Source organism: Azospirillum formosense (assembly GCF_013340925.1).
Taxonomy (GTDB): domain Bacteria; phylum Pseudomonadota; class Alphaproteobacteria; order Azospirillales; family Azospirillaceae; genus Azospirillum; species Azospirillum formosense.
This window is the reverse complement of sequence record NZ_WHOR01000015.1, coordinates 29677-41625: the sequence shown is the minus strand read 5'-3', so window position 1 is coordinate 41625 and position 11949 is coordinate 29677. Positions and strand designations below refer to the sequence as shown.

General features: G+C 69.9%; 10 protein-coding genes. 9 read left to right on the top strand and 1 reads right to left on the bottom strand.

All coding sequences use genetic code 11. The features are described 5' to 3' along the window. Positions 1-191: 191 nt before the first annotated feature. Positions 192-1106: a LysR family transcriptional regulator gene (locus GBZ26_RS03880; RefSeq protein ID WP_174437673.1), complete on the bottom strand. Its 915-nt coding sequence runs from the start codon at positions 1104-1106 to the stop codon at positions 192-194. 239 nt (positions 1107-1345) lie between these two features. On the opposite strand from GBZ26_RS03880, the gene GBZ26_RS03875 reads away from it, so the two are divergent. The 9 genes from GBZ26_RS03875 (at position 1346) to GBZ26_RS03835 (ending at position 11920) form a co-directional block, all read left to right on the top strand. Next, positions 1346-2680, top strand: coding sequence for an acyclic terpene utilization AtuA family protein (locus tag GBZ26_RS03875; protein WP_174437672.1), 1335 nt, complete (start codon positions 1346-1348; stop codon positions 2678-2680). A 3-nt stretch (positions 2681-2683) separates the two neighbouring features. Beyond that, positions 2684-3031, top strand: coding sequence for an AtuA-related protein (locus GBZ26_RS03870; RefSeq protein ID WP_174437671.1), 348 nt, complete (start codon positions 2684-2686; stop codon positions 3029-3031). Next, positions 3028-4272: an ABC transporter substrate-binding protein gene (locus GBZ26_RS03865; RefSeq protein ID WP_174437670.1), complete on the top strand. Its 1245-nt coding sequence runs from the start codon at positions 3028-3030 to the stop codon at positions 4270-4272. Before GBZ26_RS03870 ends, GBZ26_RS03865 begins: the two co-directional genes overlap by 4 nt. 32 nt (positions 4273-4304) lie before the next feature. Continuing rightward, complete coding sequence (locus GBZ26_RS03860) at positions 4305-5201, top strand: branched-chain amino acid ABC transporter permease (RefSeq protein WP_174437669.1); 897 nt, start codon at positions 4305-4307, stop codon at positions 5199-5201. Then, the gene (locus GBZ26_RS03855; RefSeq protein ID WP_174437668.1) at positions 5198-7003 is read left to right on the top strand and encodes a branched-chain amino acid ABC transporter ATP-binding protein/permease; all 1806 of its coding nucleotides are present in this window, start codon (positions 5198-5200) and stop codon (positions 7001-7003) included. Before GBZ26_RS03860 ends, GBZ26_RS03855 begins: the two co-directional genes overlap by 4 nt. Beyond that, complete coding sequence (locus tag GBZ26_RS03850; RefSeq protein ID WP_174437667.1) at positions 6997-7722, top strand: ABC transporter ATP-binding protein; 726 nt, start codon at positions 6997-6999, stop codon at positions 7720-7722. The genes GBZ26_RS03855 and GBZ26_RS03850 overlap by 7 nt, the downstream gene beginning before the upstream one ends. A 98-nt stretch (positions 7723-7820) precedes the next feature. Beyond that, on the top strand, positions 7821-9281 hold the full coding sequence (locus tag GBZ26_RS03845) for an aldehyde dehydrogenase family protein (protein WP_174437666.1): 1461 nt from the start codon (positions 7821-7823) through the stop codon (positions 9279-9281). A gap of 27 nt (positions 9282-9308) precedes the next feature. Continuing rightward, positions 9309-10472, top strand: a complete 1164-nt coding sequence (locus GBZ26_RS03840) for an iron-containing alcohol dehydrogenase (RefSeq protein WP_174437665.1) — start codon at positions 9309-9311, stop codon at positions 10470-10472. A 176-nt stretch (positions 10473-10648) separates the two neighbouring features. After that, a complete protein-coding gene (locus GBZ26_RS03835; RefSeq protein ID WP_174437664.1) occupies positions 10649-11920 on the top strand; it encodes a sensor histidine kinase in 1272 nt (423 codons plus the stop codon). Positions 11921-11949: the final 29 nt, after the last annotated feature.

The window sequence follows — 11949 nt, the reverse complement described above, 5'->3', positions numbered from 1 at the left end:
GCCCCACGCCGATCGACGACGGTCCGCTTGCCGGCCGCGCTGCGTTCTTCCCGCAGGTCATGACTGATGTGACCGAAGCGTTGCGGGCTTTCTCCGGCGTGACGAACGAACGCCGGGATTGAGCGTTCGGGAGCGCTCCTTCGCTCCTGATCGCAATGCGGGACAACCATCGCTCCGGGGGTAGGCTCCGTTCACCCCTCCCGGTGGAACGTCCGGCAATCGTTCAGAACACAGCAGAGGTGATCGAGGAACGCTTCCGCCAGCGGCGGGAGGGAACGCCCCGTCTTGCGGATGACCCGGACGGGACGGGAAAAGCCGACCATATCGATGGGGCGCGAGCGCAGCACCGGCTCGGCGGCGATCTCGCGCGCGGAGCCCGGTAGGATCGTCAAGCCCAGTCCGGCCCGCACCATGGCAATCGCCGTCATCATGTAGGTCGCCTCGCAAACCGGCTTGGCGATCCGCCCGGCGGAGAGGAACGCCTCGTCGACGATCTCGCGGACGCTGGTCGCCGGGTCCATCAGCACCAGCGGCACCTCGGCCAGCGTCTCGATGGTCACCCGCGGAAGGTCGCCCACGGGATGGCCCTGCGGAAAGACGATGTGCATCCGGTCGCGCACCTCCAGCACCGTGTCGATGTCCTGTCCCTTCGCCTCGCCACCCGTGATTCCGAGGTCCACCTCCTCCGACCGGACGAGCCCGAGCACGCGGCTGGCGATGACATCCTTCAGAACGAAGGTGACGCCGGGATGAAGCTCGCGGAAGGACTGGATGGCGTCGGGAAGTACGCCCGCCGCGATGGTCGGCAGCGCCGCCACGCGCACCACCCCGCGCCGCATCGCGGCGATTTCATGCGTGTCGACCACCACGGCGTCCAGGTCATGGACCATGCGCTGGAACACCGGAAACAGTTCGCTGCCGATGCGGGTCAGTTCGACGGAGCGGGTGTTGCGGTCGAACAGCTTGACCGCCAGGGACTCCTCCAGCCGCCGGATCTGCACCGTCAGGGTCGGCTGGGCGACGTGCAGCGACTCCGCAGCCCGCGTGAAACTGCGGGTCTGCGCGGCGGCGAGAAAGGCGCGTATCTGGCGGAGGCTGAGATCCATAGCTCAACTCTATTACTGACATTGAATCAATTCAATTGTTCGTGCGAACAATCTCGGCAAGGATAGTTTGCATGCAGCGGAATTCAGCCGCCCGCCGGTGCGACGCGCCGGAGCGGCCGAACCGGAACGAACAAGAATGCAGGGGGGAGACCATGCCAGCCTCGATCACCGGCGGCGCCCGAGCCGCCATATGGACCGCCGCGTCCCACGCCGTCCCTTCGCCGCGCTGAGGACCGTCGATGCACCGCATCAGGATCGGGTCCGGCGCCGGCTATTCCGGCGACCGCATCGAACCGGCCATCGATCTCGCCGAACGGGGCGGCCTCGACTACCTCGTCTTCGAATGCCTTGCCGAGCGGACCATCGCTCTGGCCCAGCAGGCGCGGCAGCGCGACCCCGCCGGAGGCTACGACCCGCTGCTGACGGTCCGCATGACCGCCGTGCTCGGCGCCTGCCGGCGCAACGGGGTGCGGCTGATCACCAACATGGGAGCGGCCAACCCGCTCGGCGCCGCCGAGGCGACGCGGGCCGTCGCCCGCTCCCTGGGGCTGGACGGGCTGCGGATCGCCGCCGTGACCGGGGACGACGTGCTGGCGGTCGCGCGGGAGCTTGACGTCGCGCTGGAGGACGGCGGCACCCTGCGCGGGCTCGGCGACCGCGTGATTTCGGCCAACGCCTACATCGGCGCCGGCCCCATCGTCGAGGCGCTGGCCGCCGGCGCCGACGTGGTCATCACCGGACGGGCGGCCGACCCGGCCCTGTTCCTCGGTCCGATGGTCCATGAATTCGGCTGGCGGATGGATGATTGGGACGCGCTGGGGCGCGGCACCATGGCCGGGCATCTGCTGGAATGCGCCGGGCAGGTGACCGGCGGCTATTTCGCGGACCCCGGTGTCAAGGACGTGCCGGAACTGGCCCGGCTGGGCTTTCCCATCGGCGAAATCCACGCGGACGGCACCCTGGAACTGACCAAGCTGCCCGGCACCGGCGGCTGCGTCACGCCGGCCACCGTGAAGGAACAGCTTCTCTACGAGATCCACGACCCGGCGCGTTATTACCAGCCGGACGTGGTCGCCGACTTCTCCGTTGCCCACGTCGAGAGCGACGGGCCGGACCGGGTGCGCATCCATGGTGGGCGCGGCACCGCGCGGACCGGGCTTCTGAAGCTGTCCATCGGCTACATCGACAGCTGCATCGGCGAGGGGCAGATCTCCTACGCCGGACCGGGAGCGGTCGAGCGCGGGCGGCTCGCGCTGGAGATCGTCCGCGAGCGGCTGGCCCTGACCGGCGTGCGGACCAAGGAGTTGCAGTTCGACCTGATTGGCCTCGACGCGCTGCACGGCGACCGGCTGTCGCGCGGCCACACGCCCTACGAGGTCCGCCTGCGGGTGGCGGGGCGGACGGCCACGCTGGAGGAGGCGGCCCGGATCGGGAACGAGGTCGAAACGCTCTACACCAACGGCCCGGCGGGCGGCGGCGGCGCCTGGAAGTCGTCGCGCGAGATCGTCGCCGTCGCCTCCGCCCTGCTGCCGGAAAGCGCCGTGCGCACCTCGGTCACCCTGCTGGAGGCGTAAGCCATGAAACTCCGGGACATCGCGCACGCCCGCTCCGGCGACAAGGGCAACATCTCGAACATCTCGGTCATCGCGCTGGACGAGACCGACTACCCGTTCCTGGCGGAGCATCTGACGGCCCAGAGCGTCGCCACGCATTTCCAGGGAATCGTGACCGGAACGGTGACCCGCTACGAGCTGCCGACCCTGGGGGCGCTCAACTTCGTGCTGACCGGGGCGCTCGGCGGCGGGGTCACCCGCTCGCTCGCCCTGGACGCCCACGGCAAGGCGCTGAGTTCCGCCCTGCTCGATCTCGAACTGCCGAACCGCAACCGGCAGAACAACAACCAATATGGAGGGGAACGCCCATGACCAAGAAGACAGTGTCCACAAATACGGCGCCCACCGGCACGGCGCCCGCGCGCCAGCGCCTGACGGCGCTCCTGGGCGCCGCCGCCGCCGTCCTCATGACCGCGTCGTTTCAGGCCCAGGCCGCCGACCCGATCAAGATCGCCTACAACGGCGACATCTCCGGCTCGCCGTCGGCGGAATCGGGGCAGATCGGCGTGCTCGGCATCGGCGCCGCGGTCGAGGACATCAACAAGCGCGGCGGCGTTCTGGGCCGCCCCCTGGAATTCCTGGTCCGCGACGACCTGGGCCAGCCGCCCAAGGCGATCCAGAACATGACCGACCTGATCGACCGCGAGAAGGTCTCGGTCGTCTTCGGCCCGACCAATTCCGGCAACGCCCTGGCCTGGAAGCACATCGCCAACCAGAAGCGCATGCCGGTGCTGGTCTCCAGCGCGTCGAGCACGGCGATCACCGAGGGGCCGGCGAGCGGCAACTACCTGTTCCGCGTCTCCATGGTGGACCGCGAGCAGGCCGCCGCCCTGCTGGCCTACGTGAAGAAGAACCCCGAGGCGAAGGCGGTCGGCTTCTTCGTGGAGACGACCGGCTACGGACAGGCGGGGCTGAAGGATCTGGAGCAGATCGCGGCGCTGCACGACATGAAGCCGGTGTCCATCGAGAAGTTCGACGCCCGCGACACCGACATGACCTCGCAGCTGTCCAAGGCCAAGGCGGCGGGGGCGGACACGCTGGTGGTCTGGGCGCAGGCGGCCCCGCTCGGCCATCTCGTGCGCAGCATGGAGAAGCTGGACTATTTCCCGAAGGTCTTCACCACCTGGGCGGCGTCCTTCAGCGGCTTCCCCGAGGTCGCCGGGCCGAAGCTGATGGAATGGCCGGTCTTCCTGACCACCTCCAGCGAGCGCAAGTCGGCGGAGGCGGACTCGCTGTTCGCGCGGATCGGGCCGAAGCTGGCCAACCCGTCGATGTTCTGGGCGGCCTCGCAGGCCTACGACACGGTCCTGCTGTGGGCCGCGGCGGCCGAGCAGGCCGGCGACACCAAGGGCGAGGCGGTGCGCGCCGCGCTGGAGTCCCTGAACAAGCCGGTCGCCGGCATGGTCAAGACCTACGACAAGCCCTTCTCCGTCACGCAGCACGAGGGGCTGACGGCGGCGGACTATCACTGGTCGCGCTGGAAGGACGGCAAGGTCGTCGATTTCAACGACCCGGTGCTGGCCGGGCTGCAGCCGGCGGACTTCAAGAAGTGACGCGGCCCGCGAACCGTCACGGAGGGTGACCCATGCTGCAAGCCATCATCGGCGGGCTGACGCTGGGCAGCGTCTACGCCCTGATCGCCCTCGGCTTCAACCTGACCTACACCACCACGCGGACGCTGAACTTCGCGCAGGGTGACTTCGTGTCGGTCGGCGCCTTCGTCGGGCTGGGAACGGTTGGGGTGCTCACCGCGGCGCTCGGCGCCGACGCGGTCGGCTATGTCTGGCTCTACGCGCTGGCGGCGGTCGCCGCGGCGCTGGTGATGGGGGTGCTGGGGCTGCCGCTGTATCTGGCGGCGATCCGGCCCTTCGCCGGCAAGCCGGGCATGTCCTGGGTGGTCAGCACGATCGGCTTCGGCATCGTCCTGCAAAGCGCCGCCCTGTCGGTGTGGGGGCTGGGGGCGCGCATGCTGCCCGCCCCCTTCGGCGACGAGGTGTTCCGCATCGGCGAGGCCGGCTTCCGCTCGCAGGAGCTGGTGGTGCTGGTCCTCGCCTTCGCGATCCTGGGGGCGTTCGACCTCGCCATGCGGCGCACGGCCATCGGCCGCTGCATGCGGGCGGTGGCGCTGAACCGCGACGCCGCCGCCCTGATGGGCATCGACGTGCCCCGCGTCATGGCGATGGCCTTCCTCGCCAGTTCGGCGCTGGCCGGGCTGAGCGGGGTGCTGGTCGCGCCGATCCTGTCGGCCTCCCTCTTCATGGGGGTCATCATCGCCCTGAAGGGCTTCTCCGCGGCGATCATCGGCGGCCTGACCAACCCGCGCGGCTGCATGGCCGGTGGCCTGCTGATCGGCCTCGTGGAGTCCCTGACGGCCCTGTGGAGCGCGCAATGGCGGGAAATCATGGTCTTTCTCCTGGTCATCCTGGTGCTGGCCATGGCGCCCAACGGCCTGTTCGGCCGGAAGCTGGTGGAAAAGGTATGATGGAGGTTTCCACACTCCGGCCGGCGGGCCGCCGTTCCGCCCTGCTGCGGGCGGCCCCGGCCCTGGGCATCGGCGCGGCGCTGGTGGCGCTCGCCCTGACGCTGAGCAACGATTTCTACCTCTACGTCGCCTTCATGGCCGGCGTTTACTACATCTGCGCGTCCGGCATGAATGTGCTGGCGGGCTATGCCGGGCAGAAGTCGCTCGGGCAGGCGGGACTGTTCGCGGCGGGGGCCTACACGGTGGCCCTGCTGACGACCCGGCTGGAACTGCCGCCGGCGCTGGCGCTGGCCGCCGCGCCGCTGGTGGCCGCCGCGGTGGGCGTGCTGATCGCCCTGCCGTCGCTGCGGGTGAAGGGACCCAGCCTCGCCCTGGTCACGCTGGCCTTCGGGCTGGTGGTGGAGAAGCTGGTGACCGAATGGACCGACCTGTTCGGCGGCGCCCAGGGCATCTACGGCATCGCCCCGCTGGCGCTGGGCGACGAGCCCTTCGCGCTCAAGCACTGGGTGGTCCTGGTGATCGTGCTGGGCGTGGCGGTCCATCTCGCCTTGTCCCATCTGCTGAACGGGCGTTTCGGCCGGGCGCTGCAGGCGCTGCAGAGCGACGAGATCGCCGCGGAGTGCGCGGGCATCTCGGTCTACCGCTACAAGACGCTCGCCTTCGTGCTGGCCGCCGCGCTGTGCGGGCTGGGCGGCGCGCTGGTGGCGCAGCAGAACCAGTATTTCAATTCCGACTTCGTGACCTTCCACCTGTCGGTCTTCATCCTGCTGCTGGTGCTGCTGGGCGGGGCCGGCAACATCTACGGCCCCATCGCGGGTGCGGCGATCCTCACGATGACCGAGGTGTTCCTGGCGCAATGGCCGTCGGTGCAGCACTTCATCTACGGAGCGATGCTGCTGTTCGCGCTCTACCTGATGCCGACGGGCGTCGCCGGCGCCATCGCGCGCGTCCTGCCCCGCCGGACGGCGGTGCCGGACGGGCTGGAGGTTCCCCCGCTGGCGGCGATGGAGCGCGGCCGGGCGGAACCGTCCGCCGGTCCCCTGCAGGCCGGTCCCCTGCTGGAGGTGACCGACGTCAGCAAGGCGTTCGGCGGCGTGGTGACCGCCGACAAGGTCGGGCTGCGGCTTCACGCCCACCGGGTCCACGCCCTGATCGGTCCCAACGGCGCCGGCAAGAGCACCCTCATCAACATCCTGACCGGCGTGATCTCCGCGGATTCCGGGACGATCCGGCTGGCCGGACAGGACATCACCCGCGGCACGGCCCACGCCCGCGCCGCCCGCGGCATCGCCCGCACCTTCCAGAACCTGCGCCTGTTCGGCTCCATGACGGTGCTGGACAACGTGCTGATCGGCGCCCACGCGCGGATCGGCGTGACCGGGCGGGAGGAGGACGCCGTCGCCAAGGCGAAGGCCGTCCTGGACTTCGTGGGGCTGGGCGAGCACGCCGGGGCGCTGGCCGGCAGCCTGCCCTACGGCCTGCAACGCCGCGTCGAGCTGGCCCGCGCGCTGGCCGGCGACCCGGTCCTGCTGCTGCTGGACGAGCCCGCCGCCGGCCTGAACCCGCGGGAGACCGCCGAGCTTGGGCAGCTCATCACGCGCATCGGCCAGCTCGGCGTCGCGGTGCTGATGGTGGAGCACGACATGGGCCTGGTGATGAGGATCTCCGACGAGATCGTCGTCCTCGACCGGGGCGTGGTGATCGCCGAAGGCGCGCCCCGCGACATCCAGACCAACCCCCGCGTCATCGAGGCCTATCTGGGCCGCGAGGACAACCCGGACCAGGAGGAGCGCCCATGCTGACCGTCGCCGACCTGAGCGTCTCCTACGGGCCGATCCGCGCCTTGCGCGGGGTGTCCATCCGGGTCGGGGCCGGCGAGATCGTCGCCCTGATCGGCGCCAACGGCGCCGGAAAGAGCAGCCTGCTGCGCGGCATCACCGGCCTCGTTCCGGCAACCGGACGGGTGACCTTCGACGGCCGGCCGATCAACGGGCTGAGCACCCCGCAGCGCGTCGCGCTGGGCGTCGCCATGGCCCCGGAGGGGCGGCAGATCTTCACCGACCAGACGGTCCACGAGAATCTGCTGCTCGGCGGGCATCTGCTGCGCGGTCAGCCGCAGCGGATCGCCGCCAACATTGACCGCTTCTACGCGCTGTTCCCCCGGCTGCTGGAACGGCGCGACCAGATCGCCGGCACGCTGAGCGGCGGCGAGCAGCAGATGCTCGCCATCGCCCGCGCCCTGATGACGGAACCCAAGCTGCTGATCCTCGACGAACCCTCGCTCGGGCTCGCGCCCATCATCACCGCCGACATCTTCCGGACGCTCGTCGGTCTGCGCCGGGACGGCATGACCATCCTGCTGGTCGAGCAGATGGCCAACCAGGCGCTGGCCATCGCCGACCGCGCCTATGTGCTGGAAGGCGGATCGATCGTGCTGGAGGGCGCCGCAGCCGCGCTGCGCCGCGATCCCCGCATCCGCGAAGCCTATCTCGGCGGCGACTTCGCCCATCACGCGGCCTGACCGGCGGCTCCCGTCCCAACTGGCCGCCGATCGGCGGCCCTTGTCCCAATCGGCCGCCGATCGGCGGCCCTGCCACACCCCAAATTCGGATGCCCACCATGTCCCTGCCTTCCTACGATTGCTTCATCGACGGCCAATGGCGCCCGGCCCATTCGCGCGAGACGCTGGAGATCCTCGATCCCGCCGACCGCGCCGTCCTCGCGCACATCGCCCGCGGCGGCGCGTCGGACATCGACGAGGCCGTGCGGGCGGCGCAGGCGGCGCTGCCGGGCTGGGCCGATTGCGTGCCGGTGCAGCGCGGCCGCGTCCTCCACGCCATCGCCCGCCGCATCCTGGAGGAGCAGGACCGCCTCGCCCGCCTCGAAAGCCAGGACACCGGCAAGCCGCTGGCCCAGGCCCAGGCCGACGCGGTCGCCGCGGCGCGCTTCTTCGAGTATTACGCTGGCGTCGCCGACAAGGTGCTGGGCACCTCCATCCCGCTCGGCCCCGACTACGCCGACTTCACGGTGCGCGAGCCGCTGGGCGTGACGGCGCAGATCGTCCCCTGGAACTACCCGTTGCAGATCGCCTCCCGCGGGCTGGCGCCGGCGCTGGCGACCGGCAACACGGTGGTCCTGAAGCCCGCCGAACTGGCCTGCCTCAGCGTGCTGGAGCTGACCCGCATCTGCCACGAGGAGGGGCTGCCGCCCGGCGTTCTGAACGTCGTTCCGGGTCTGGGGCAGGAGGCGGGTTCCGCCCTCGCCGCGCACCCCGGCGTGAATCTGGTCGTCTTCACCGGATCGGTCGCGACCGGCGCCCAGGTGATGCGCACGGCGGCGGACAACATCGTCCCGGTGCTGCTGGAGCTGGGCGGCAAGTCGCCGAACATCGTGCTGGCCGACGCCGACCTCGACGATGCGCTGCCGGTGCTCCTGAAGGCGGCCTTTCCCAACTCGGGCCAGACCTGCTCGGCCGGGTCGCGCGTCCTGGTGCAGCGCGCCCGGCACCGCGAGCTGGTCGACCGGCTGGCGGCGCTCTGCCATGGCCTGAAGATCGGCCCCGGCCTGCAAAACCCGGACATCGGCCCGCTGGTCAGCCGCGCGCAGCAAGGCAAGGTGCTGGATTACATCACCATCGCCCGCGACGAGGGAGCGGAGATCATCACCGGCGGGACGCCCCTGCCCGGCGCCGACTTCGGCCGCGGGAACTTCGTGTCGCCGACGCTGCTGGACGGCGCGCGCCCGGAGATGCGCGTCCATCGGGAGGAGATCTTCGGCCCGGTGCTGACCATCCTGCCCTTCGACGAGGTCGAGGAGGCGGCGGCGCTCGCCAACGCGACCGACTATGGGCTGGTCGCCGGCATCTGGGGCCGCGACGTCGGCGCCACCAACTGGCTGGCCCGCACCGTCAAGGCGGGGCAGATCTTCATCAACTGCTACGGCGCCGGCGGCGGCGTGGAACTTCCCTTCGGCGGGTACCGCAAGTCCGGCTTCGGGCGCGAGAAGGGCCTCGACGCGCTGCTCTCCTACACGCAGGTGAAGAACATCTGCACCCGCATCGCCCTGCCCCGCCGCTCCTGAGCCCTTCCGCACCACGAGGCCCCCGCCATGTCCTCCTTCCCCGTTTCCTCCTTCTCCTGCCCGACGAAGATCCTCTTCGGCGTCGGGGCGCACGAGCAGCTTCCCGACGTCCTGCGCGAATGGAACGCCGCGCGCCTGTTCGTCCTTCTGGACCCGGCCCTGGCGGACAGCGCCATCTTCCGCCGGATCGAGGCGCTTCTGACCGGCAACGGCGTCGCCCTGTCCGTCTTCACCGGCATCGAGCCGGAACCGGGCGACCGGACGGTGCAGGCCGCCTTCGAACGCTGCCGGGAGCAGGACGCCCAGGCGCTTCTCGCCATCGGCGGGGGAAGCACCATCGACGTGGCGAAGGCGGTGGGCATCCTGATGACCAACGGCGGCCGGATCGCCGACTATGAGGGGATCGAGAAGTTCGCGATCCGTCCGCTGCCGCTGATCGCCGTGCCGACGACCGCCGGCACCGGGTCGGAGGTGTCGGGGGCCTGCGTCATCACCGACACCGAACGCAAGACCAAGATGGCCATCCGCCACGCGGCCTTCAGCCCGGCGCAGGTCGCCATCCTCGATCCCCTCGCGGTCGGCTCCATGCCGGCCCATGTCGCCGCGCACGCGGGGATCGACGCCTTCGTGCACGCCTTCGAATCCTACCTGTCCAAACGGGCGACGGTCTTTTCCGACGCCGTGAACCTGCACGCGATGACCTTGATCGCCGGCAGCATCCGCCCCTTCGTCGCCGACCGGACCAACGTTCCGGCGGCGCTGGACATGCTGTGCGGGTCGGCGCTGGCGGCGATGTCCTTCGGCGTCACCGGCCTCGGCAACGTGCATTGCATGGCGATGTCGGTCGGCGCCCTCTTCCCCGTCCCGCACGGCCTGGCCAACGCGGTCTGCCTGCCCTACGCCGCGGCCTTCAACGTGCCGGCCAAGCCCGAGCGGCTGGCCCGGGTCGCCGGGATCCTGGGGATGGACACCGCCGGCCTGACCCGGGAGCAGTCGGCGGAGGCCGCCGTGGACGGCCTGCGGACGCTGTGCGCCGACCTCGGCATCCCGCCGCGCCTGCGCGATGTCGGCGTGACCGAAGACCGGCTGGACGAGATGGCCCGGCGCAGCTACGCGGCCGATTACAACCGCTGGAACCCGCGGCACACCAGCGAGGAGGATTTCCGCGGCTTGTTCCGCACGGCGTTCTGACCCAAACACCAGGCGGAACGGCGGCATGGCATACCATCGCCCCGGCAAGCATCCGGCGCTGGAGTTCCGTGCTGCGGAAGCGGCTTCCATGCGTTATATTTCGGGCTATGAAGCGTTCATACGCTCTCTCACGCCAATGACTGTTGGCGTGGCGAACCGCCTGGGAACCGTGGTTGATGCCCGCTGCCGACACCCATGCCCTGCCACCGTCCGCCCTGGGTGACGCCGATCATCTGACAGCGATCGTCGATCTCGGCGAACGCCTGTTCTTCGCCCGTGACCTGCCGGCCGTGGTCTCCGTCCTCAGGGCAACCGTGCGCCGCCTGACGGGTGCCGACGGCATCACAATCGTGCTGCGTGACGGCGACCTGTGCCATTACGTCGAGGAGGACGCGATCAGCCCGCTGTGGAAGGGGCAGCGGTTTCCCATGGGTACGTGCATTTCAGGCTGGGCCATGCTGACCGGACAACCGGCGGTCATTCCGGACATCTATGCCGATCCGCGCATCCCGCAAGACGCCTATCGCCTCACCTTCGTGCGGAGCCTCGTCATGGTGCCGGTCGGTGCGCCCGAGCCCATCGCCGCCATCGGTGCGTACTGGGCGGCACAGCACACGCCCGACACGGGCACGGTCACCCTCCTGCGGGCCATCGCCCGATCGGCGGCTTTGGCGCTGTCCAACGTCCGCCTTCTTGCGTCGTTGCAGGAGTCGGCCGAAGCCGCAAGGGCACAGGCTGAGCAACTGGCCCGGGCCAATGCGGCGCGCACCCGGCTCCTGGCAACGTTGAACCATGACCTGCGACAGCCGGTCCATGCCCTGACCCTCGCCACCCACGCCCTGTCGTCCCGGGTGACAGGCCGCGGGGAAACCTACGTGTCGACGATGAAGCACTGCCTGGGCGTTGTGAAGCGACTGATGGATGGCGTGCAGGACTTGGCGGAGATGGATGACGGCACGATCGCCGTCCGGATTGAAGACGTCCCGTTGGACGATCTGATGATGCACGCCGCGGCGACGTTCCAACTGGCCGCCGAAGCCAAGGGGCTCGGCTGGCGCGTGGAAGGGAGCGGCGGCGGCGTAACGGTGCGCACGGACCGGCTGCTTGCAGCGCGCATCCTCCACAACCTCGTCGACAACGCCATCAAGTACACCGACCGCGGGGAAATCCGCATCGCGTGCCGCACCGCCGACGACAGGGTGTGGGTCGACGTCTGCGATACCGGCCGAGGCATCCCGGAAAGCTCCCTGGCCGACATTTTCGAAGAGTTCTACCGCATCGAAGCCGGAGATGACGTCGTTGGACTGGGTCTGGGCCTGTTCATCGTCAAGACGCTGTCGGACCACCTCGGCTATCCCATCATGGTGAAATCCCGCCCAGGAACGGGAACAACGATCAGCATCGCCCTGCCGTCGGCTGGTTCTGTCGCGCAGCCCACAGGCGGGTGATCGAAACCCCGGGCTCAAGCATCGCCAGG